This window comes from Actinomadura sp. 9N407 (assembly GCF_044326315.1).
In the GTDB taxonomy this organism is placed as follows: Bacteria; Actinomycetota; Actinomycetes; order Streptosporangiales; family Streptosporangiaceae; genus Spirillospora.
On record NZ_JBIRAW010000008.1, the window covers coordinates 132607 to 154026 of the forward strand.

22 protein-coding genes and 1 pseudogene are annotated in these 21420 nt (G+C 67.4%); 19 read left to right on the plus strand and 4 right to left on the minus strand.

The window, feature by feature from the left end:
- Positions 1-180: 180 nt before the first annotated feature.
- Positions 181-1002 carry a helix-turn-helix domain-containing protein gene (locus ACH34Q_RS14905; protein WP_395983706.1) on the plus strand — a complete coding sequence of 274 codons (822 nt, stop codon included), beginning with the start codon at positions 181-183 and terminating at the stop codon, positions 1000-1002.
- Positions 999-1292, plus strand: a complete 294-nt coding sequence (locus tag ACH34Q_RS14910; protein ID WP_395983494.1) for a DUF397 domain-containing protein — start codon at positions 999-1001, stop codon at positions 1290-1292. The genes ACH34Q_RS14905 and ACH34Q_RS14910 overlap by 4 nt, the downstream gene beginning before the upstream one ends.
- A gap of 225 nt (positions 1293-1517) precedes the next feature.
- Here ACH34Q_RS14910 and ACH34Q_RS14915 read toward each other — a convergent pair whose 3' ends face one another.
- Together ACH34Q_RS14915 and ACH34Q_RS14920 are read right to left on the minus strand one after the other, a co-directional pair.
- Positions 1518-3260 carry a serine/threonine protein kinase gene (locus ACH34Q_RS14915; RefSeq protein ID WP_395983495.1) on the minus strand — a complete coding sequence of 581 codons (1743 nt, stop codon included), beginning with the start codon at positions 3258-3260 and terminating at the stop codon, positions 1518-1520.
- Positions 3261-3434: 174 nt separating this feature from the next.
- Entirely contained in the window at positions 3435-3614 is a 180-nt protein-coding gene (locus ACH34Q_RS14920; protein ID WP_395983497.1) for a hypothetical protein, read from the minus strand.
- Between the two features lie 232 nt (positions 3615-3846).
- Here ACH34Q_RS14920 and ACH34Q_RS14925 point away from each other — a divergent pair, with 232 nt between their 5' ends.
- The 3 genes from ACH34Q_RS14925 (at position 3847) to ACH34Q_RS14935 (ending at position 6293) form a co-directional block, all read left to right on the plus strand.
- Complete coding sequence (locus ACH34Q_RS14925; RefSeq protein ID WP_395983498.1) at positions 3847-4185, plus strand: PadR family transcriptional regulator; 339 nt, start codon at positions 3847-3849, stop codon at positions 4183-4185.
- Complete coding sequence (locus ACH34Q_RS14930) at positions 4182-4898, plus strand: hypothetical protein (RefSeq protein ID WP_395983499.1); 717 nt, start codon at positions 4182-4184, stop codon at positions 4896-4898. The genes ACH34Q_RS14925 and ACH34Q_RS14930 overlap by 4 nt, the downstream gene beginning before the upstream one ends.
- Before the next feature lie 153 nt (positions 4899-5051).
- A complete protein-coding gene (locus ACH34Q_RS14935; RefSeq protein ID WP_395983500.1) occupies positions 5052-6293 on the plus strand; it encodes a S8 family serine peptidase in 1242 nt (413 codons plus the stop codon).
- Positions 6294-6333: 40 nt separating this feature from the next.
- Here ACH34Q_RS14935 and eccCa read toward each other — a convergent pair whose 3' ends face one another.
- Positions 6334-10305 (minus strand): type VII secretion protein EccCa, encoded by a 3972-nt coding sequence (gene eccCa, locus ACH34Q_RS14940; protein WP_395983501.1) that lies wholly within the window; start codon positions 10303-10305, stop codon positions 6334-6336.
- A gap of 228 nt (positions 10306-10533) precedes the next feature.
- On the opposite strand from eccCa, the gene eccD reads away from it, so the two are divergent.
- The 7 genes and pseudogenes from eccD to ACH34Q_RS14975 all read left to right on the plus strand — a co-directional run.
- On the plus strand, positions 10534-11925 hold the full coding sequence (gene eccD, locus ACH34Q_RS14945; protein WP_395983502.1) for a type VII secretion integral membrane protein EccD: 1392 nt from the start codon (positions 10534-10536) through the stop codon (positions 11923-11925).
- 16 nt (positions 11926-11941) lie between these two features.
- Entirely contained in the window at positions 11942-13324 is a 1383-nt protein-coding gene (eccB, locus tag ACH34Q_RS14950; protein ID WP_395983503.1) for a type VII secretion protein EccB, read from the plus strand.
- Positions 13325-13567: 243 nt separating this feature from the next.
- Entirely contained in the window at positions 13568-13849 is a 282-nt protein-coding gene (locus ACH34Q_RS14955; protein ID WP_395983504.1) for a WXG100 family type VII secretion target, read from the plus strand.
- A 20-nt stretch (positions 13850-13869) separates the two neighbouring features.
- Positions 13870-14166, plus strand: a complete 297-nt coding sequence (locus tag ACH34Q_RS14960; protein ID WP_395983505.1) for a WXG100 family type VII secretion target — start codon at positions 13870-13872, stop codon at positions 14164-14166.
- A 71-nt stretch (positions 14167-14237) separates the two neighbouring features.
- Positions 14238-14546, plus strand: a complete 309-nt coding sequence (locus ACH34Q_RS14965; RefSeq protein WP_395983506.1) for a hypothetical protein — start codon at positions 14238-14240, stop codon at positions 14544-14546.
- A gap of 30 nt (positions 14547-14576) precedes the next feature.
- The gene (locus tag ACH34Q_RS14970; RefSeq protein ID WP_395983507.1) at positions 14577-15386 is read left to right on the plus strand and encodes a hypothetical protein; all 810 of its coding nucleotides are present in this window, start codon (positions 14577-14579) and stop codon (positions 15384-15386) included.
- Positions 15387-15388: 2 nt separating this feature from the next.
- Positions 15389-15874: pseudogene (locus ACH34Q_RS14975) on the plus strand (S8 family serine peptidase); the annotation flags it as partial.
- Between the two features lie 41 nt (positions 15875-15915).
- On the opposite strand, the gene ACH34Q_RS14980 reads toward ACH34Q_RS14975, so the two are convergent.
- Complete coding sequence (locus ACH34Q_RS14980; RefSeq protein ID WP_395983715.1) at positions 15916-16143, minus strand: hypothetical protein; 228 nt, start codon at positions 16141-16143, stop codon at positions 15916-15918.
- A 36-nt stretch (positions 16144-16179) separates the two neighbouring features.
- On the opposite strand from ACH34Q_RS14980, the gene ACH34Q_RS14985 reads away from it, so the two are divergent.
- The 7 genes from ACH34Q_RS14985 to ACH34Q_RS15015 all read left to right on the plus strand — a co-directional run bounded on the left by ACH34Q_RS14985 (position 16180) and on the right by ACH34Q_RS15015 (position 19729).
- On the plus strand, positions 16180-16509 hold the full coding sequence (locus ACH34Q_RS14985; RefSeq protein ID WP_395983508.1) for a hypothetical protein: 330 nt from the start codon (positions 16180-16182) through the stop codon (positions 16507-16509).
- 59 nt (positions 16510-16568) lie between these two features.
- Positions 16569-17723: a hypothetical protein gene (locus ACH34Q_RS14990; protein ID WP_395983509.1), complete on the plus strand. Its 1155-nt coding sequence runs from the start codon at positions 16569-16571 to the stop codon at positions 17721-17723.
- Between the two features lie 5 nt (positions 17724-17728).
- The gene (locus tag ACH34Q_RS14995) at positions 17729-18049 is read left to right on the plus strand and encodes a hypothetical protein (protein ID WP_395983510.1); all 321 of its coding nucleotides are present in this window, start codon (positions 17729-17731) and stop codon (positions 18047-18049) included.
- A gap of 126 nt (positions 18050-18175) precedes the next feature.
- Positions 18176-18439 (plus strand): hypothetical protein, encoded by a 264-nt coding sequence (locus tag ACH34Q_RS15000; protein WP_395983511.1) that lies wholly within the window; start codon positions 18176-18178, stop codon positions 18437-18439.
- Between the two features lie 156 nt (positions 18440-18595).
- Complete coding sequence (locus ACH34Q_RS15005) at positions 18596-18847, plus strand: type VII secretion protein EccB (RefSeq protein ID WP_395983707.1); 252 nt, start codon at positions 18596-18598, stop codon at positions 18845-18847.
- A 240-nt stretch (positions 18848-19087) separates the two neighbouring features.
- Positions 19088-19402 carry a WXG100 family type VII secretion target gene (locus ACH34Q_RS15010; protein ID WP_395983512.1) on the plus strand — a complete coding sequence of 105 codons (315 nt, stop codon included), beginning with the start codon at positions 19088-19090 and terminating at the stop codon, positions 19400-19402.
- Positions 19403-19435: 33 nt separating this feature from the next.
- A complete protein-coding gene (locus tag ACH34Q_RS15015) occupies positions 19436-19729 on the plus strand; it encodes a WXG100 family type VII secretion target (protein ID WP_395983514.1) in 294 nt (97 codons plus the stop codon).
- Positions 19730-21420 lie beyond the last annotated feature (1691 nt).

Genomic DNA, 21420 nt, shown 5'->3' on the forward strand with positions numbered 1-21420 from the left:
AGGCCCAATGCACGTGCATCCGGCCCGGGAGAGTGATCGGGACGGTGCGTGCGCGGGTGATCGGAGGTAACCCCAGGACAGGGCCCCCAGTGGCACACTAAGTTCGCTGTCCGCCAACGAGCCGGGAGGTTGGGCGTGACTCCAGAGACGCCGGGAACCGGATCGACGGTACGTCGGATCCTGCTCGGTTCACAGCTTCGTCGCCTGCGTGAGACGAAGGGTGTGAGCCGCCAGGACGCCGGCTACGTCATCCGCGCGTCGGAGTCCAAGATCAGCCGCCTGGAGCTCGGACGGGTCAGCTTCAAAGAGCGAGACGTCGACGACCTGCTCACGCTGTACGGCGTCGTTGATGCCACCGAACGCGAGGCGCTGCTGCAACTCGCCCGGGAGGCCAACACGCCGGGCTGGTGGCACCGGTACAACGACGTCCTCCCCGGCTGGTTCCAGACCTATGTCGGGCTGGAGGAGTCTGCGGCCCTGATCCGGACCTACGAGCTCCAGTTCGTCCCGGGTCTGCTGCAGTCGGAGGGCTACGCGCGGGCGGTCATCCGCCTGGGCAACGCCGGTGCGGCCGAGCACGAGATCGACCACCGCGTCGGGCTGCGGATGCAGCGGCAGGAACGGCTGACCGGCGCGGAAGCCCCGCGGCTGTGGGCGGTCCTGGACGAGGGCGCGCTGCGCCGTCCGATCGGCGGGCCTGAGGTGATGCGGGGCCAGTTCGAGCATCTCATCGAGATGTCCAAGCTGCCCAACGTCACCATCCAGGTGATGCCGTTCCGGTTCGGCGGCCACGCGGCCGAGGGCGGCGCGTTCTCCATCCTGCGCTTCCCCGAACAGGACCTGCCGGACGTCGTGTACGTCGAGAACCTCACCGGCGCGATGTACCTGGACAAGCGCGACGACGTCGACACCTACCTGCAGGCGATGGAACGGCTGTGCGTCGACAGCGCGACACCCGAGCGCACCGTCGAGCTTCTCGGTGATTACCTCAGAGAGACATGATGCTCCGAACCGACAAGGGCCAGAACACCACCCCACGACGGATCAACGCCTACGACAACGGGATGCCGGCGACCTGGCTCCAGGGAGCCCGCTGGCTGAAGTCCCGGCGCAGCAACTCCCAGGGGAACTGCGTCGAGATCGCGGAACTGCCCGGTGACCGGATCGCGATGCGCAACTCGCGCCATCCCGAGGGCCCCGCGCTCATCTACACCCGCCCGGAGATCGAGGCGCTGATCCTCGGCGCCAAGGACGGGGACTTCGACCATCTGATCGCGGCCCCGTCCAACTGACTCCCGGTGCCCGCACCCTTCCGGCCGTTCTCCCTACCGACTCCGACCGACTCCGATCCGCTCCCGCGATTCTGAATCCCTCGATCCGACGAAGCCCGCCGGGCGCCCCCGCTCCCGTAGCAGCGCCCGGCCCACATTCCGTCGCCTCGCCCTGGCCCGCCGCTTCGCCGTGACCGGCGGGCTCGCTCCGGCCCGTCGCCTCGCCGGCCCGCCTGCGCGCCTCGTTCAGCCGCAGTTGCCGTAGGGCGCCGCAGTGGAACCGGATCCGTACCGCACGCACTTGCCAGGAGCCTTGACGTAGGCGGGACCCGCGTACCAGGCGAACGATCCGCCGTCGCTGACCCTGCTGCCGCCGCTGGCCTGGATCCACACCGACACCGACGAGGCCTTGCCGACGTTCTTCGTCTTCATCGTCACGGCGCAGTTGTACTGCGAGCTGCTGCTGTAGAGCTGGTACGCCCGGCCGCCCGCCACCGCCATCGAACGTTGCACGTAGTAGCCGCCGCCGGGGGCCTCGGCGTTGCACACGCCCTGGGGCGTGTACTTGTTCGCCGGCTCCTTGGCGGGCGTTCCGCCGCCTCCGCCACCACCCGTGGCAGGGGGAACGGACGTCTGCGGCTTGCCCGGCTGGTCGGGGGCCTTGGGATCGTTCGGCTTCGTCCCGGGCTTCTGGGAGTCCTCCGGCTTGGCCGTGCGGCCCTTCGGGTCCGCGGCCGTCCCGCCGGGAAGGTTCTCTTGGGGGACGGTGCCGGGCGGTGCCTGCTGACCTGCGGCGGCGTTGTCGCCGGCGCCCTTCTCGTCCCCGCCGCGCGTCGTCGCCCACACCGCACCGCCCGCGAGAAGGACCGCCACCGCCATCGCCGCGGCGAGCGGGATCAGTAGCCGGTTGTGGCCATTCTTGGCGGGCCGCGCCTGCTGATGCGGCGGCGGCCCGGCGTATGCGGCGTGCGCCTGCGGTTGCAGTGCGTACGGAGGCGGCTGCGGCGACGTCGCACTGTTGGCGAGCGGGGCGGCAGGCGGACCGGCGAGCGGATCGGCGCGCGGGTCGGTCAGCGGATCGGCGACCGCGAACGGGGGCGGCGGCGCGGGCATCTCGACCGGCGGCGGAAGCGGCGCGGGCGCCTCGCCCGGGGCGGCGCCGACGAGCCGCTCCTGGGCCTCGCGCGCGGTGGGGCGCTGCTCGGGCTCCTTGGCCAGGCAGGACTCGACCACCTCGCGCAGCGGGCTGGGCAGGTCGCCGAGGTCGGGATCGCCGGTGAGGATGCGGTGCATCACCGCGGCCATCTCGTCGTTGCCGAACGCGGGCCGCCCGGTGGCGGCGAACACCATCGTGGTGCCCCACGCGAACATGTCCGCGGCGGGCCCCACGGCCGCGCCGCTGAAGTGCTCGGGGGCCATGTACGCGGGCGTGCCGACGTTCTGCGTCTCGCCGGCCGCGCCGAGCGCGCGGGCCACCCCGAAGTCGATCACGCGCGGGCCGTCCGGGCCCATCATCACGTTGTGCGGCTTGAAGTCGCGGTGCACGATCCCGGCCTGGTGGATCGCGTACAGCGCGGTCAGCGTGCTGATCGCGAGCCGCTCCAGCGCGCCGCCGGTGCGCGGGCCCTCCTCCTGCACCAGCCGGTGCAGCGACTGGCCGGGCACGTACTCGCTGACGATGTACGGCTGGTCGCCCGCCAGATCGGCGTCCAGGACCTGCGCCGTACAGAACCGCGCCACCCGCTTGGCCACGTCCAGTTCGCGCACGAACCGGTTCCGGGCCGGGACGTCGGCGGTGAGCCCGGCGTGCAGGAGTTTGATCGCGACATAGTCGGCCAGCCGCTCCGGGCCGCCGGCGCCCGCGCGGCGGCCGAGGTACACCGCGCCCTGACCGCCCTCGCCCAGCCGGCCCAGGATCTCGTACGCCCCCAGGGTGGCCGGATCGCCCGACCGCAGCGGGTGGGCGTCCGGCATCGTCCTGTCCGTCACACGACTCTCTCTTCGTCTCTCTGCGTCGGCTCGTGGAAGAAGGCCAGACTATTGGGCGATCCAGGGTCGGCGTGCCGGAAGGCCCCGGCCGTTGCGGCTTGGTGATCAACGAACGAAGGCCCCCGCGCGGGTGCGCGGGGGCCTTCGGATCGGTGTTCGGGCCAGGCCGGACGGTCAGGCCGGGTCGGGCGTGCCCCGCGAGGGGCCTCCGTCCGCCCGGCCGAGTCCATGGCCCGGCGGTCCCTCCAGGGCATGATCGCGTTCCAGCCGGGCGGCGACCGCGAGCGCCCGGAGCGAGGTCGTCTTGACGTGCTTGTGCCCGTTCGTACGGGCCTTGGGAATGCTGCTGCGCATGGTTGACCTCCGTGTCGGGGGGCGCGGGGCCGCGGCTGATCGGGATACCCGATGCGCGGCGTGTCTCGCATGGTGCAACAGCAAGATCGTCGTCCCTATTCCGAGTGACCGCTCGCATTTTTACCTTCGGTGCAGTGGCCCGGGTAATCGGCGGCGCTGTCTAGGTTGTATTCCTAACTAGGTTGCTCTAACGTCTAGATCGTTCCACCGAACGAGCAAAGGTGCCCCCCCCATGACCACCGATCGCCGCTCCAGTTGGCTCAAGGGCGTTCTCGACCTGCTGGTGCTCGCCGACCTCACCGCCGGTGAGAGCTACGGCTACGAGATCGCCAAGCGGCTCGCCGCCTCCGGCCTCGGCCAGATCAAGGGCGGCACGCTCTACCCCGTGCTCAACCGCCTCGAAGAGGCCGGGCTGGTCGCCGCCGAGTTCCGGGCCGCCGAGCGCGGCCCCGGCCGCCGCTACTACAGCCTGACCGGCCCCGGCCGCGACGTCCTCGCCGAGCAGAGCCGGCTGTGGCTGGCCTTCGACGAGTCCGTCCGTTCCGTCCTTGCCAAGGGAGACCCCCGATGACCGTGTACTTCGACACCCTCGCCACCCGGCTCCGCGCCGAGGGCATGCCCGCCGAGGAGGTCACCGGAACGGTCGAGGACCTCGCCGCCTACACCGCCGACTCCGGCACCGACCCGCGCGAGGAGTTCGGCCCGCCCGAGGAGTTCGCCACCCGCCTGGCCGGCGGCGCCGCGGCCGAACCCGCCCCCGCCGCCGAGAACTGGGTGTGGACGGCCGACGCGTTCCACGAGCTCCAGCACCTGAACCACTTCGGCGACCAGGGCTGGGAGGTCGAGCGCGTCGACGGCGTCGGCCGCTTCGTCAGCCGCCGCGACGCGGGCGCCCCGCAGCGCTGGGAGTACCGCCGCGAGACCGTGCGGCCCCGCCGCGAGTCCCGTGCCGCGCTGGCCGGACGCCTCGCCCCCGACGGCTGGGAGCCCTGCGGCACCTGGATCTGCTTCGAATACTTCAAGCGCCCCAAGGCCGCCGACCTCGGCCCCGCCGCCGCGCTCACCGACGTCCCCGTCGCCCCCGCCCGCCGCGCCTTCTGGAGCAAGGGCTTCGCCGCCTACCTCCTCTTCCTGGGCGCCATCCTCGCCTGGAGCCTCCTTGGGAGCGGCGATTCCGGCCGTACCGCCACCCTCCTCCTCGCGGGTTCCGCGACGGGTCTCGCCATCGCCGGCGTCTGGTCCGTGCTCGCGCGACGGTCCGCCCGGCGTTCCTCCCAAGGGTGAACGGGCCGAGGGTGAACGGGCCGAGAGGTGCCCGAGCCAAAGGTGACCGGCCCGTCCCGGAATCCGTGACCGCCGGTCCTGACAACCGGTGAACGGCGCCGTCCGGCATCCTCTACAGTCGTGCGGCAAAGCCCAATACAGCGGGAGAAAGCTGTGCGCGCAGTCGTCGGAGCCGTGATCAGTGGAGCCTTCCTGGTGTTCCCGCAGGCGCCCGCCCACGCGGCCCCGGCGCCGGACCTCGCTCCGGCCCCCGACTGCCAGGTCGCGCGCGGCGTCCCGGGCCCGATCGGCGAATCCTGGGCCGACCGAAGGCTCGGCTTCGCCCGCGTCTGGCCGCTGACCCGGGGACGGGGCGTGACCACCGCCGTGATCGACAGCGGTGCCGACCCGTCCCACCCGATGCTCGCCGGCCGGGTCGCCAGGACCGTCGACCTGACCGGCACCGGCCCCAGCGACTGCGCCGGCCACGGCACGGGCGTCGCCGCCCTCGTCGGCGGCCGCGACCTCACCGGCTCCGGCACCCGGCTGACCGGCGTCGCACCGGAATCGCGGCTCGTGGTCATCAAGCAGCAGAACGCCGAACGCGACGAGGGCGGCGGCGCCCGCCTCCCCAAGGCCGTCCGGTCCGCCGTCGCCGCCGGGGCAGGCGTCATCAACATCTCCATCAAGGCCGGCGACAGCCCCGCCCTCGCACGGGCCGTCCAGGACGCCCAGAGCAAGGACGTCGTGATCGTCGCCGCGGCCGGCAACGCCCAGAAGGAAGGCGGCGACGCCGGCCCCGCCTACCCGGCGAGCTACCCCGGCGTCATCTCCGTCGCCTCGCTCGGCCCCGACGGCGCCCGCGCCGAAAGCTCCGGCGTCCAGTCCAGGGTCGATATCGCGGCCCCGGGCAAGGCCGTCCCGACCGCCTGGCCCGGCGGTGGCTACAACCCGCAGGCCGAGGGCACCAGCTACGCCGCCGCGTACGTGACGGGAGTGGCGACGCTCGTACGATCACGCCACCCGCACCTGAACCAGCAGCAGGTGGTGAACCGCATCCTGACGACATCGGACGGCAACGCGGGCCTCGGCACGGGACGCGGCATGGTCAACCCCGTCCAAGCCGTCACGGCCCTCGTCCCAGGAGAGACCGACGGTGGCGGTCCCGCGCCTACGATCGCCCCTGCCGCGCTGGCCCCGCCACGGCACACCGACGAACGCACCCGGGTGATCGCCTTCTCGATCAGTGGTGTCGCGCTCGCGGCCGCCGCTCTGGCGGTCCTCATCGGGGTCGTGACACCGATGGGCCGGCGTCGCCGCTGGCGCCCCGGCCGCGCCGTCCTGACGGAACCGGGCCTCGAAGAGGATCTCCTCCTCGAAGCCCCCGCGCCGACCACCATCGGCGCTCCCCGCTGAGCCGGCCTTCTCCGAGCCGGCCGCCGTCCTGCCGCCGGTCTCATGCCTCCCGGACGGCGGTCTGGATGAGACGGGCACCGGCGCGGCGGTCGCCGAGCGTGCCCCGCCCGGCCGGGAGCGGCATGGGCCGGATCTCGTGGAACAGCGGTCCCTCCTCCCGGCTCCCGGACATGATCAGAGCGGGCGAGGCCATGTCCTTGAGCTGCTGGAGGACCGGGTCGTACAGGGAACGCCCGGCGCCGCCCATCGCGCGGGAGAGCACCAGGTGGACTCCGATGTCGCGGGCCTGCGGCAGGAGGTCGCGGAGTGGCAGCAGGGGATTGTTCGACGTCGCGACCAGGTCGTAGTCGTCCACGAAGAAGAAGACGTCCGATCCCTTCCACCACGAACGATCCCGGAGCTGGTCGGGCGTGAGGTCGGCCGGCGGCAGCCGTTCGTTCAGTGCCTCCACCAGATCGGTCACCAGCTCCATGGCCGCCGACGCGGACGCCGCGTACCCGACGCGGTGCTCGGTGGTGGCGGTGTCGAGCAGCGAGCGGCGGTAGTCGATGAAGATCAGCCGCGCCTCGTCGGGGGTGTGCCGGGCGACGATGCCCTCGGCGATGAGGCGCAGCAGGTTGGTCTTGCCGCATTCGGTGTCGCCGACGGCCACGAAGTGCGGGTCGGCCGCGAAGTCCAGCTGGACGGGGGAGAGCGTGTCCTCGTCGATGCCGACGGGTACCCGCCACCGCTCCCGTGCGACGCCGGCCAGCTGGGAGACCGGCAACCGGGCAGGCAGCAGCCGTACCGGCGGAGCGTGCGGTCCCTGCCATGCCGCGGCGATCGCCTTGACCATCGCGGTCACGCCGTCGGCGAGGTCGTCGGTGCCGCCCCGCCCGTCCAGCCGCGGCAGCGCGGCCAGGAAGTGCATGCGGTCACGGGTGAGGCCGCGGCCGGGACGCCCTTCGGGGACGCTCTCGGCGAGCCGCCGGTCGATCTCGGACTCGTAGGAGTCGCCGAGCTTCAGCTCCAGCCGCGTGCCGAACACGTCCCGGATGCCCATCCGGAACTCCGACCACTTCCCGGCCGTGGCGATCACGTGAACCCCGTAGCCGAGCCCGCGGGCCGCCAGGTCGGTGATCGTGTCCTCGAGCTGCTCGTACTCCTGCCGGAGCGTCATCCAGCCGTCCACCACCAGGAACACGTCCCCGAACCCGTCGCCGGGAACGGTTCCGGCCGCGCGCAGCCGCCGGTAGGTGGTGATGGAGTCGATGCCGTTCTCGGCGAACCGCTGCTCGCGCCCTTCCAGCAGCGTGGACACTTCGGCGACCGTACGCCGCACGCGATCGGGATCACGGCGGTTCGCGACACCGCCCACATGCGGCAGTTCGGTGAACCCGGTCAGCGTGCCGCCACCGAAGTCCAGGCAGTAGAACTGCGCCTCCTCGGGCGTGTGCAGCACCGCCAGCGACGTGATCAGCGAACGCAGCAGGGTCGACTTGCCGGTCCGCGGTGCCCCCACGATGGCGACGTGGCCGGCGGCGGCGGAGAGGTCGACCCACAGCGGGTCGCGCCGCTGCTCGAGTGGCCGGTCGATGATGCCGGCAACGGCCGCCAGGCGTCCGCGCCCTTCCCAGCCCGCCGCCGTCAGCCCGTACCCGGTGGTGGCCGACAGTGCCGGAAGCAGCTGGTCGAGAGCGGGCGGGACATCGAGCGGCGGCAACCAGATCCGGTGCGCCGCGGTGCCGTTGTCCGCCAGCCGGTCGATGAGGGTCTTGAAGAGGCTCTCTTCGGGGCGCTGCTCCTGCGGCTCCACCGGCGCCGGCCCCTCGACCGTCCGCGGTGCGATGTAGGCGGTGGAGTACGGCGCGATCTGGCGCTGCCGCGCCGGCCCGTCCGGCCGTGTCCCGCCCCCCTCCGCGCTGACGGGCCCGGAGACGTACGCGGCCTTGAAGCGGACCATGTCGCTGACGTCCACCTTGAGATACCCGTTGCCCGGCTGAGAGGGCAGCTCGTACGCGTCGGGCACGCCCAGCACCACGCGGGACTCCATGGCCGAGAAGGTGCGCAGACCGATCCGGTACGACAGATGGGAGTCCAGGCCGCGCAGCTTGCCCTCCTCCAGGCGCTGGGAGGCCAGCAGCAGGTGCACGCCGAGCGACCGCCCCAGCCGGCCGATCATCACGAACAGCTCGGCGAACTCGGGCTTGGCCGACAGCAGCTCGGAGAACTCGTCCAGCACGACGAACAGCGTCGGCAGCGGGGAGAGAGGTGCTCCCTGCTCGCGCGCCTTCTCGTAATCGCGCAGCGACGCGAAGTTGCCCGCCGCCCGCAGCAGCTCCTGCCGCCGGATCATCTCGCCGTTCAGCGCGTCGTACATGCGGTCGACGAGATGCAGCTCCTCCTCCAGGTTGGTGATGACCGCGGAAACGTGCCGCAGCCGCTCCAGCCCGAGGAACGTCGCGCCGCCCTTGAAGTCGACGAGCACGAAGTTCAGCGTCTCCGAGGGGTGGCTGACCGCCAGCGCGAGCACGAGCGTACGCAGCAGCTCCGACTTGCCGGATCCCGTCGCGCCGATGAGCAGACCGTGCGGTCCCATGCCCCCCTGGGCCGACTCCTTGATGTCGAGCTCGATCGGCCGCCCGTCGGCGTCCACTCCGATCGGGACCCGAAGCCGGTTGCGCGCCGCCCGGGGCTGCCGCCAGGCGTACTGCGGGTCGAGGGCGTACGGGTCGCCCAGGCCGAGCAGCGACGTCAGCGAGAGATCACCGGCCAGCGGGTTCTGATCCGGCTCGTCGCCGGTTCCGGCACGCAGCGGGGCCAGCCTCAGCGCCAGCCCTTCGGCCTGGACACAGCTGAACGTGTCGGGGCGCCCCAGGGAACTCGCGATGTCCTTGCCGGTGTGGTCCCGTTCCAGCATCTCCAGGCCGTCGGCCGTCACGTTCAGCCGCAGCATGGTGGCGTCGGACGTCGGCGCGACGTTCCCGTCCAGGTCGATGACGCACACGCCCTTGACTCCGTCGGCGCCGAGCTGGGAGTCGGGCGGTACGGCGCCACCGTCGACGATCACGACGTGCAGCGGCAGGTCCGGGGCGTCCACGCCGGGGCTGAAGCGCGGCCTGTCCTTGAGCTCGTCGTCCAGCAGCCGTTCCAGCTCGGTGAGGGAATGGCCGAACAACCGCACGGGCCCCGCCGCGTCATGCCGGCTCGGGTGCAGGCAGTGCGGCAGCCACTTGGCCCAGTCCCACTCCAGCATGCGTTCGGGCGAAGCGCAGAACGACAGGCGCACGTCATCGGGCGTGTGGAAGACGGCGAGCTGGGCGACCATGGCCCGGGCCATGGAACGGATGGACTCCGCGTCCCCGGTGGGCACGATCCGCGCGAACGCGGGCAGCGACACCGCGACCGGAAGGTCCGGGACCGCCGCGTGAGCCCGCAGGAACCTGCGCAGCGCGCCGGCGCACATCGGCTCGAGATCCTCGATCGGCCTGGTCTCCGGGGTGATGAGCTCCAGCGCCAGCCGCTGCCGCCCGCGCCCGATCCGTACCTGGCCGAAGTCCGCGTCGGCCGGACGCCGCTCCCACAGGCGGTGGCTCATCGCCAGTGACCACAGTGTTCGCGGGTTGGGGCCGGTCCATTCCAGAGCCTCGCGCTGCTGCGCGGCGGCCTTGCGGACCCGTGCCCGGATCTGGTCGAGGTAGCGGTAGTAGTCGCGGCGCGCGCCGTTGAGCTGCTGCTTGCGTTCCCCGGCCCCCTGGCCCATCTGCCCGATACCCATGCCGACCATCGACAGGACGAACAGCCCGCTGGCCACCCACATGATCGGGTTCCCGCCGCCGGCACCGCCCGCGCCGCCCATGAACATCAGCCCCATGGCGCCACCGCTCGCGGCCATCGGAAGGTACATCAGGGCATTGGTGAAACCCTGGGTGACCGCCTCCGGAATTTCGGGCGGTGATTCCAGCAGGATTTCGCCTTCCGGAAGGCGGGGCGGCGGCCGTCGTTCCGGCCGGCGTACGAGAACGATGCCCAAAGACCGATCCCTTCAGATCGCCCTGACCAGTGGTCAAAGACGTGTCATCCTACTGATTCCGGGCGCGCCGGAGGTGTCGTTCTCGCCTTTCTGTGTCAGTACGGCGAGAGGGAGAGCGGAAACTTCATGATCATTAATGATCGTTGGGCTACCCTGGCGCACCGATGGCCTGACTGGACGTGAATATGCGGTCATCATCGGGCGTAATGGCATCGGAGCGGAGACCGAGTGAATTCGACCACCGGGGCGGATCTGTGTCGCGTGGTGCTCGTCGCGCCGCATCGCCGGCTGGACATCTCGCTCCCCGCGGACGTTCCGCTGGCCCATATGCTGCCCACGTTGTTGCAGGTGGCGGGGCAGAATCTGGCCAACGCGGGGCTCGCGCACTCGGGCTGGGTGCTGCAACGCGTCGACCAGCCCCCGCTCGACGAGTCTCAGACCATGTCGGCGCTGGGCGTCCGTGACGGCGAGCTGCTGTACTTCCGCCCCGAGCTCGCCCAGCTGCCCGAGGTGATGTTCGACGACGTGGCCGACGTCGTCGCGACCGGGGTCAACGAGCACGCCGACCGCTGGCGCCCGGAGACCACCCGCCGGTTCGGGCTGATCGCTGGCGCGGCCGTTCTCGTCGCCGGGGCGGTGGGCCTGGCCGGGTCCGGCCCGCCATGGGGCCTGGCCGCACTGGCCGCCGCAGTGATCGCGATCGTGCTCCTGGTCGCCGGGATCGCGCTGTCGCGCGCGGTCGGCGACTCGGGCGCGGGGTCGGTGCTCGGCTTCGCGGCGTTGCCGTACGCGTTCCTCGCCGGCCTGCTGGCCCCTGCCCGGCCGGTCGCACTCACCGACCTCGGTGCCCCCCACCTGCTGGCCGCACTGGCGGCGGTGACCCTCGCCGCGGTGGTGGCGGCCTTCGCCATCGCCGCAGGGCTGCCGACGTTCCTCGGCCTGAGCTTCGCCGCGCTGCTGGGACTGATCGCCACCGGATGTGTCCAGGGCTTCGGCATCGCACCGCACGGAGCCGCGGCCTTCGCCGCCGCACTCTGCCTGACCCTGACCGCCCTCATCCCCTCGGTGGCCTTCCGGCTGGCCCGGCTGCCGCTGCCACCCGTACCGGAAAGCGCCGAGGAACTGCGCAGCGCGCAGACGTTCGACGGGCCCACCCTGCTGCGGCGCACCAGGGAGGCGGACCGCTTCGTCACGGGCCTTGTGGCGGCGGTGGGGTTGGTCGCCCTGGTCGCCCTGGCTTACCTGGTCCCCATGAATGGCTGGCTGCCGTTCTCCATGAGCGTCTGCGTCTCTCTCGTACTTCTCCTGCGCGCGCGTGTCTTCCACGGCCGTACGCAGAGGTTGTGGATGCTCGGCACCGGCCTCACCGGCCTGGCGCTCCTCGGCCTGCGCCTGGCGTCCAGCGCTTCCCCGGGCGTGATGATGCTCGGCGTCATCGCGCCCATGCTGCTGACCGTGACCGTCATGTTCGTGATGGCCCTGTGGCTGCCGGGCCACAAGCCCACCCCGTTCTGGGGACGGGCCGGAGACATCATCGACCTCACCCTCATCATCAGCCTGCTCCCGCTGGCCATGGGACTGCTCCACCTCTACTCCTGGCTACGCGGCCTGGCCGGCTGAACTCGGGGACGAACGCATGCAGACCCGTAAGGACCTCTATCAGGCGCACCGGCTGATGACGCAGCGGGTCGCCCTCGCACTCCTCCAAGGAAAGCCCGGGGCCGCCGAGTCTCCGCTCCGGCGTACCGGCGTCGGCACGATCTGCGGAGTGATGGTCGTCGTCCTGGTCGCGGCGGGATTCGGCATCGCCGGACTCCTCTTCAAGGGCGGGGCCCGCAACCTGGAGAAGCCCGGGCTGGTGCTCATCGAGAAGGAGACGGGCGCCGTCTACGCGTACAGCGCGCAGGACCGGCGGCTGGTCCCGTTCCTCAACTACGCCTCCGCACGCCTGGCGATGTCCACGACGTCCATCGAGCGGAAGATGGTCTCGAGCAAGTCCCTCGCCAAGTACGGCAGGGGCCCGATGACAGGCATTCAGGGCGCCCCCGAGTCGCTGCCAGAGCCCCGCAAGCTCACCAAGGCCCCCTGGTCGGTCTGCGTTCGGAATCCTGGTGGCGGTTCGGTCGTCTCCTTGATCGGAGGCCGGGACGTCGGAGGCCGCGCCCTGGGCGACGACCAGGGAGTGCTCGTCCAGGGTGGCCCTCAGACATGGCTCGTCTGGCGCAACACCAGGATGCGGATCTCGCCTAAAGCGGCCCGGGTCCTGACGGCAGACCAGCCGGCCCCGGTCGACCAACGTTGGCTGAACGCCCTGCCGCAAGGCCCCGACTTCGCCGCGCCGCCTGTCCCCGACTGGGGACGCCCTTCCCGAGGCCCGGACGGAGCCCCGGCTCCCATCGGCCAGGTCTTCCGGGTGGCACCCGTCGCGGGAACCCCCGCGCGCTGGTACGTCCAGCTGGTCGACGGCCTGTCAGGCGTCTCCCAGTCCCAGGCCCGCCTGCTTCTCGACACAGCGGGCAGCGCGCCCCCTCGCGAGATAAGCCCGGCCACCGCCGGATCCCGGCCCTCACGGACGAATCTCTTCGACCGAAACCTCCCGGAGAGCCCACCCCGGATCGCCGCGTACCGAACCGGCGAACCTCTCTGCGCCGCCTACCGCGACACGGGCCGACTCGCGACCGAGGCCAGGTTCACCATCGGCGGCTCACTCCCCGCACCCCCGGCCACACCGACTTCCGCAGGGCTGGACCAGGTCGTCATGCCCGGCGGCGGGACTTTCGCCGGCACACTTTCCCATGCGGGACAAAAGCCCCAAGCATTCTCATTGATCACCGAGCAGGGGGTCCGTCATCCCATTGCGACCCCTGACGACGTCGCCAAACTCGGCTATGCCATGAACGCCGCCGTCCCCGTACCGGCCAACCTTATTCAGCTGTTCCGTACCGGACCGATATTGGCCTCTGAGGCAGCGGTGCGGCCGGTTCCGGCCACCGGTCCCCATGACCAACCGGCCTCTTGACAAATGGCCATGCAGCTCACAGGCAGTTGAGTCAACTGTTGCTCAGGAGCCCGAATTTCCTTCATGTGCTGGGCGTGGACAGCCGATTCCGCCGTCCCTACGCTTCATCTTGCTTGCTGTCACGGGGTGTGTCGCTGTCGAAGCGTCACTGAGAGTAGGGATCGGCGTGCTCTGTGATGCCACACGCAACCCGTCCACGTGGAGGACTCGGTGACACAGCAGTCGGGACACAGCCAAGAAGGCATGCGCAAGGGCGCAGACGCCATCGAGAACGCCGAGCGGCAGCTTCGAAGCACCCGCTCGCGCCTGGAGGCCGAGCAGAAGTCCCTCGCGGCCCGTTGGAAGGGCGAGGGTTCGATGGCCTTCGTGAAGGTGTACCAGCAGTTCGATCAGCAGTTCGTCAAGGTCCTGACCGACCTGAACAAGATCCAGCAGAAGCTCGGTGACGCCCGCGTCTCGTACGCCGCCAACGAAGCCGAGACCACGGCCCGGGTCAACAAGCTCACCGGCCTCATCAACAGCTGACACCCACGAAGGAGCCCACCGTGAGCAACGACTACACCCTGGTCAACTTCGGCGCGATGAAGGAAGCCCAGGCCAGCTTCAACAAGGCCTTGAGCGAGTACAAGGCGGCCCTGTCCGAGCTGCAGAGCAAGGTCCAGTCCACCCTCGCCGAGTGGGAGGGCGACGCCGACGAGGCGTACAAGGCCATGCAGAAGCAGTGGAACGCCGCCGGCGACCAGCTCGGCCACGTCGTCCAGAACATGGGCCAGGCCATCGGGGACTCCCACGACGGCTACCTGACCACCGAGCGCCGCAACACCGCCATGTTCGGCGGCTGACCGCCGACCGCTTCACACCACGGGGAAGGGACGCTGTGGCTCCCAGGGAGAGCGAACACAGCCCGGAGAAGATGCGCCAGATCGCCCGGTCGATGCGGGCCGAGCTCGACAAGCTCCAGTCCGGGGCGAGCGGCCATCCGACGACCGTCGGCACCATCGGCGCCTGGGACGTACCCACGGAGCTCGGCAAGCGCGTCGACGCGGCCCACGAGTCGATGATCACGTACGTGACGGAGTTCGCGAAGCTCTACGAGGCGCTCATCAGACGCATCGAAACCTCGGCGAGGGACTTCGACCTGAGCGATCTCGCTTCCCGGGATGCGGCCGAGAGGGCCGGCCGCCCGCTGGACCCGCGCGTGACGCGCGAAAGCCAGAACTAGACCGCCGGAGCAGCGAAAGGAGGCGACCGCATGGGCAACCAGAGCTACCCGGTCAGACGTGGAGCGATCGGACCCGGCACCCCGACCGCGTTCGACCATGAGCAGATCATGAACAAGATCAACGGGACGAGCTACGCAGAACTGGACAGACTCTCCAGCACCTACAGAACCCTTGAAACGCTCCTGGGCAAGGCCCAAGCCGACCTCGCCTTCCACCGCGGCAGGCTGAAGACCGCATGGCCCCAGGGATCGTCCTCGGACGCGGCGCTGGCGCAGATCAAGCGCATGGAGCAGGCGGCCGACGAGCTCTCCAAGGCCAGCGGCAAATTCCGTACAGCCCTCGATACCGCCTCCCGAACCGTGGCCACGTACAAGGCCAACCCTCCTGAGGCCACAGGGGCGCTTGGAGTCGTTCAGGATCCCAAGCAGGAATCCCCGATGGACAAGTTCGCCAAAGACCGTGCCGCCCAGCAGCACATGGACCAACTGAACAAGGGCCTGATCAGCGCCTACTCGAACATCCCCCCGTCCGTCACCCTGGATCTCCCCAACGACAGACGAGGTGGCCTCATCGCCGAAGGCGGAAACGCCTCGGAGGTTCCGGCCGGTTCCGGCGGCGAAACCGGCCAGCCAGGGGCTCAACGCATCGCCCCGCCTTCTGGCGAGACGGATAGGCAAGGACCATCCTCCGTGCCATCGCTGGGCGGGAATCTTCCAGATGTCCAGGGCTCTCCTGACCAGGGCGGCACCGATCTCGAAGGCACAACGCCCGGGGGTACGGGGATGCCTTCTGGAAATCCAGGGCAGTCGCAGGGATCCTTCCAGTTACAACTGATCTAGGCTTGTGGGAGAAGGCGATACGCTACGCAGCGGACCACGGTGCAAAGGTCATTAATATGTCTCTTGGCCGAGAGACATTCCAGCCTTGTCGCCCTGAGACCCAGGAGGCGGTCGCCTACGCACTGCGACGAGACGCCGTGATCGTCGTTGCAGCGGGAAATGAAGGGCGTTCCGGTGACTGGCGCAGCCAGCCGGCCAACTGCGCTGGTGTCATCGCGGTAGGAGGCGTAGATGGGCTGGTCAAGCCATGGAAGGGCACGACGCCAGGCGAGTACATTTCCGTGGCCGCTCCGGCCATCGACGTCCGCACCATTGGTTGGCATGGCAATATCGAGATTCATAAGACCGGAACCAGTGCCGCTGCGGCTCTAACGTCCGGAGTGGTTGCTCTAGTCAGGGCAAGGTACCCGAGGATGCCTGCTCGCGAAGTCGTCCAGCGCATCACCGCTACCGCTAAAGACGTCGGCCCTGCCGGCTGGGACGACATAACGGGCTACGGCCTGGTTCGCCCTTACCGAGCATTGGTAGATCACGTACCAGCCAATGCACCAAATCCAGCATATGTGCAATATGACAAGTGGCTGGAGAAGTCAAAACAAGGTATCTCGTCGATACCCTCAAGGCCGAGTGCGACATCAACAGGAGGAGTAGAAAAAGGAGACCAGGAGAAAGGTTGGGTCACGGCCGCACTGTTGGCATCATCTTTCTCCTTGGTGGGCGCGGGGATATTTTGGGTTTTCTGGCGACGCTCAACCACGTAAGCACTCTAAGGCGCTTCTAAGGTGTGATGTAGATGGACATGCAGAGGAGCCAGAAGAATCCCAGCGACAGCCTGCTGGGTCTTTATATCCTAAAACTTCTACCGTTCCCCTTCTTCGCGGCCGTTGCTCCACTGTTTGGACTAGGTTCAAGAATGAACGAATGGGCTGCCACCTCGGGCCCCTATGAACTATCCGACTTCGTGGTGCATCTAGCCTCTGTGCCTTTTTTGGTTCTAGTAATAATCATGACGGGCATATGCCTTGTTCGTGTTCCAAAGAATCCCGACCGCTGGTTTGGTCTGATGGCACTGCTTCTAATCGTCGGCTGGGTGGCATTCTTCAACACAGCACCTACATCTTGATGGTGGCTCCAGCACTCAGATTGCGATACTGCTACTTACACGAAAGGTGGTTGTGATATATGACTGAGTATTCGGTGTATTCACCCGATCTTGAAGGATATTCACAACAGGTGGGTCGTGTCGGCGACCATTCCAAAGCGGCACTCAGTTACTTCAACCAGCATACCTCCCTCTCTCCCTTGACTCGGGGGCTTGTTTTCGGGTGGCTTATGACAACCCATAACCGAGTGGTTAGTGCGTCTCAAGATGTATTTTCAGAGCTATCTCAAAAGTCCAGCGAATCGGCAACCGCACTCAAGGCGGCTGCCCGGTATTACCGACAGGCGGACGAAGACGCGGCAAGGAAAGCGGATGCCACTTACGGCGACCCTAAGCGAATCGATCGACTCCCGGCCGTTCGGCAACTCACGACTGGAATCATCAATTGGGAGGACCGGCGCGTGCCGGCTCACCAGTTCAAAGACGGTGTTGACCCGCAGTCAAAGCTCACACCGCCTGTAGCACCGGAGATGAGTCCGGTGACAAAACTACTAAAAAACCCGTTTGGTGTTCTCGATTATTTCAGCCCGACGAACGCGGTATTGGAAGTGTGGAAGCTACTCGGATTTACTGACCCGATTGATGAATACGTCAAAGTACTCGGCGGTGACTGGGAAGCGGTACACAAGGCAGGCACAGCCATGATTAATATCGCCGATTGCATCGGCGCGATTTCAAGCAATATTGATTACGGTAACAGGAGCTTGGATGAATCATGGCACGGGAGAGCCGCCGATGCATCGTTTCAGTATTTTTCGACACTTCATGCGATTCTCAATCGCCAAGCAACGGAATTCAAGCAACTCGGCCAAGGGTATCGTCAGGTCGCAGAAGCTATGTGGCAACTCGCTGACACTGGGGGAAGCCTTATCAAGGGGATGATCGATACAGCGGTGATTGTTGCACTTGCGGCATCGACTGCTGGTGCTGGAGTGGCCGCGGCTGAAACTGGTGTGGGTGCGATTGTAGCGGTAATAGCCAGTGGAACCTGCGCGTGGGAAATTTTTGTATTGTGGCAAAAATATACCAAACTTACTGCACTGTTGAATGTCGGCGCTAGTACCTGGAATATAATAAGAGGTCTCGGAAACATGGCACTTGCTCAGAAAAGCTTGCCGAGAGAGCTCGGCCTACCCGCTTCGGCCTATTCCCATCCTGCACTAGCGAAGAAGTGATTTCTTTGGCTCAACTCGACCAAACTTTACTGGAACTTTCCGAGGGAGATCCAGTTCGCGCTCGCTCGATCCGAGAATATCTCGAAATACTCGCGACTGGGAAGAATGATTTGCTTAGAGAGATGGCTACAGACATTCTGGCGGAGCGAATTGGTTTGAGGGAAGCTGTCAGCAGCAGTGTTTACGAGAGCGCCCTCATGGACGGGTTCGTGAGCTTTTGGAGCGAGTTTGAAAGACTTAGCCCAAGCGAGCAAGAGGAACTATCTCGCGCAGGTGAAGCACATCTGAATAATTTGCGGGCAGAAATAGACGATCCGCTTGCCTGAAAAATGAATTTTACGTCATTACGTCATCGATCGCGTCGCCGGCCCGATTGGCACCGGTGCCGCGTTGGCCGCTGCGGGGGAGCGCGATAAAGGGCGCCTTGGGTTACTTCTTTTAGAAAAGTCGTCATGCTGGGAAATATTTCAGGTGTAATTTTGCTTATTCTTTCGTTTGTCGCCTACAAAAAGGCTGTCAATGCTCAACAGTCCAGTAAAGTAAGCTGGACTGTCATTGCATTGATCAACTTCACTGCAGGGGCATGGCTATTGACGTTAGGTTACATAAAAAGCGAGGCTTTGGCCAAGCTTGCGATGTTTTTATTTTTGGCCGTATGTGTAATGGGTATTGCGTTTGTTTTCCATCGACTTGTTGTTTGGTTGCATGAAGAATGACTGTTGAATGGAAGACGGGAGACACTCGCCATCGCCGCGTGTGACCGTGGTGATCCATGTTGCGCCGCTTATCACAACACCGGCCGGCTTGCCACTGAGGCGCGGTTCACCGGCGGTGGTTCCCTGGCGAGCCCGTCCTCGCTCGGCGCCGGCGGTTTGGACCAGGTCGTGCTCCCCGGTGGAGGCGCGTTCGTCGGGGTGCTGGCGGGCTCCGGCCTCCGGTCCCAGACCTACTCCATCCTCACTGACCATGGGATCCGCTACCCGGTGGCGACCCAGAAGCATGTCACCAAGCTCGGCTACTCGACCGGCGCGGCGGTGCCCGTTCCGGCGAACCTCTTGGCCCTTTTCCGGACAGGCCCTGCCCTCACTTCAGAGGCCGTACTCCGACCGGTTCCGGCCATATGATCGTTGAACCTTTTCCGGGATATCAACGTTTCGGCTGATCAGCTATGGGGTCGGTGAGAAAACGGTCATCTCCCCTCCGGTCACGTTGATTCCTTTCACATGGACAGCCGATAAGGCGCTTCTCTACTCTCGTTCTTGCTCAGTGTCACGGGGTGTGTCGCATTATCTGCCAAACGGGTCTTCTGCATCGATTCGGGCATGCGTCGTGATCCTTTTCAACGACGCCTGAGGAAGGTGCACATGGCTCCCCAGTCATCAGTCAACCGGCAACACATGCAGCAGGCCGCGGGCAAGGTGCAGGACGCCCATGGCCAGATGGGTCAGGTCAAGAACCAGCTGACCGGCCACCACGGTGAGCTTCAGGCCGCCTGGCAGGGCGAGTCGGCCGCCGCGTTCACCCAGGTCTTCCAGCTCTTCCAGACCGAGTTCACCAAGGTCATGAAGGACCTGGACCTCATCCACCAGAGGCTCGTCGACACCCGGGTCAAGTACGAGGCGGCGGAGCAGGAGAAGACCGGCCGCATCAACCAGCTCAAGGGCGTCGTCAACGGCTGACCATCTCTACCCGGATCGGCAAAGGAGCAGAACATGACGCATGACCGCACCTATGTGAACTTCGGCGGAATGTCGCAGGGCCAGGCGAACTTCCTGAACGTGCTCAAGCAGTACCAACAGATCATCGAGACCCTCGACACCCAGGTACGCACTCACCTGGCCGAGTGGGACGGCGACGCGCGTTCCGCGTACGAGATGAAGTCCCGCGAGTGGAAGGCTGCCTCCCAGCGGATGTCCACCGCCGTGTCCGGCATGGGCCGTTCCATCGGCGACGCCCACGACATCCACCTCGGCGCGGAGAAGATCAACACCGCGCTCTGGGCCTGACGGACGCTCACACGGGGAGGAAGGGCAGTGGCACCCCAGGACGACCAGTCAGGTCTTGACAAGCTCCTAGCGGGGGCGCCTCAGGCACCGCCGATCAACCCCGCCGATCCGAGGACCTGGCCCATTCCGGGTGGCACTGGGCAGGCACCGTCGGGCGGCGCGGGCACGGTCGAGCACCAGCGCGAGCAGATGCGCCAGGTAGCGGCGGCCATGCGCCAGGACCTGTCCCGATTGCAGGGCGAACTTCTCGCCCTGAACGGCGAGCACGGCGCCCCTGGGAACTGGGACGTGGCGCAGAGCCTCGGTACCAAGGTAGGAGCCGCACACCGCAACATGCTGGCGAGCGTCCAGGCCTACTGCCAGGCATACGAAGTCGTGGTCCAGCGGGTAGAGCAGAGTGCCGCCAACTACGGCAAGGCCGAACTGGCGGCAGAAGCGGCCGGCAAACGTCCAGGACAGCAACTAGGCCAGTCGCCCGGACCTGCTCCGTCTAGCGATCCTTCGCAGACACCTCCATGGCGGACCAGGCCTGCACCGTAGAAGAGAGGAGGACGAGCATGGGCGGCGGTAACCACCAGCAGGACATTCGCACGGGAGAGCTCGGTAAGGGAAACCCGGCGCAGTACAACTACGACGCGATCGCGGCGCATCTCAAGGGCGCCCAGGCGGCGCCGCTGGAAGCGGTCGGGAACGCGTATGCAAAGGCGAAGGGCGCCTTCAGTGCGACCGAGAGCGAGCTGGCGAAGCACACGAGCCGGTTGCGATCGGTCTGGCAAGGGAAAGCCCAGGAACTCGGCGTCGGAGACTTCAAGCGGTTGATCGAGTCCGCTGCGCTGCTCGCCGATGCCAGTACCCAGTTTGAGAAGGCGATGAAGGAAGCGGGCGGAGTCATCCGGAGGTCGCCGGCATCGCTTCCTGTGAAGAGCGTGCCGACTCTGCCCGGGCAGTCCAAACCGGGCGCGCCCGACGGCTCCCTGCCGACGTTGGTCGATGACAGAAAGGCGCAGGCCCATCTGGCCAAGGTCAACACCGAGCTGAACATCGCCTACGCCCAGATTCCGGAAATCTTGGCCCTCAGCCTTCCGAGAGCGAAGGACGATACAGACCCCCTGCCGACCGCTGTTGGAGGCGGCGAGTCAGGCGGTGATGCTGTCAGCGGAAGGGGAACCGGGACAGCGAGCGCCGTAGCAGGAGGCTCCGGCGCCCCGCGACTAGAAGGACTGCCTACAGGCAACGAGGCTGGTGGCCCCGTTCCCGGTCAGGTCGTCGGCCGTAGTGGGAGTGGAGTATCCGACCTAGAAGGTGTCGCTACTCCTGCGACAGGTGGAGCCCTTGGACCCGGATTGGGCGGGACCGCCTCGTCTCCTGGACCGACGGGAGCTGGAAGCCTTTCACCAGGCATGGGGGCGCCGCCCCCAACCCCTCTGGGACTGAGCGGGTCTCCTGGAAGAACGGGCGGAATCGTTTCCGGGCGTGGTGCCGCCATGGCGCCGTTCGGAGGGGCGTCCGCGCCAGGCCTCGGCAAGGTCGGCATTCCGGGTTCCTCACCGATGATGCCCGCTGGTGGGGTCCTCGGTGGAACTGGTCAGCCTGGCCGGGGGGCAGGCGGCGGCGCTACCAGCCCCCTTGGCCGTGGAAGCACTGGAGGCGCGCTCACCAGAGGTGGCGTGATCGGGCCGACGACCGGTCCT

Excerpts from the sequence above, each read along its gene's own strand:
- ACH34Q_RS14910 (WP_395983494.1), top strand. The coding sequence starts at position 999 with ATGATGCTCCGAACCGACAAGGGCCAGAACACCACCCCACGACGGATC.
- ACH34Q_RS14920 (WP_395983497.1), bottom strand. The coding sequence starts at position 3,614 with ATGCGCAGCAGCATTCCCAAGGCCCGTACGAACGGGCACAAGCACGTC.
- ACH34Q_RS14925 (WP_395983498.1), top strand. The coding sequence starts at position 3,847 with ATGACCACCGATCGCCGCTCCAGTTGGCTCAAGGGCGTTCTCGACCTG.
- ACH34Q_RS14930 (WP_395983499.1), top strand. The coding sequence starts at position 4,182 with ATGACCGTGTACTTCGACACCCTCGCCACCCGGCTCCGCGCCGAGGGC.
- eccB (WP_395983503.1), top strand. The coding sequence starts at position 11,942 with ATGCAGACCCGTAAGGACCTCTATCAGGCGCACCGGCTGATGACGCAG.
- ACH34Q_RS14955 (WP_395983504.1), top strand. The coding sequence starts at position 13,568 with ATGCGCAAGGGCGCAGACGCCATCGAGAACGCCGAGCGGCAGCTTCGA.
- ACH34Q_RS14965 (WP_395983506.1), top strand. The coding sequence starts at position 14,238 with ATGCGCCAGATCGCCCGGTCGATGCGGGCCGAGCTCGACAAGCTCCAG.
- ACH34Q_RS14970 (WP_395983507.1), top strand. The coding sequence starts at position 14,577 with ATGGGCAACCAGAGCTACCCGGTCAGACGTGGAGCGATCGGACCCGGC.
- ACH34Q_RS14985 (WP_395983508.1), top strand. The coding sequence starts at position 16,180 with ATGGACATGCAGAGGAGCCAGAAGAATCCCAGCGACAGCCTGCTGGGT.
- ACH34Q_RS14990 (WP_395983509.1), top strand. The coding sequence starts at position 16,569 with ATGACTGAGTATTCGGTGTATTCACCCGATCTTGAAGGATATTCACAA.
- ACH34Q_RS15000 (WP_395983511.1), top strand. The coding sequence starts at position 18,176 with ATGCTGGGAAATATTTCAGGTGTAATTTTGCTTATTCTTTCGTTTGTC.
- ACH34Q_RS15010 (WP_395983512.1), top strand. The coding sequence starts at position 19,088 with ATGGCTCCCCAGTCATCAGTCAACCGGCAACACATGCAGCAGGCCGCG.
- ACH34Q_RS15015 (WP_395983514.1), top strand. The coding sequence starts at position 19,436 with ATGACGCATGACCGCACCTATGTGAACTTCGGCGGAATGTCGCAGGGC.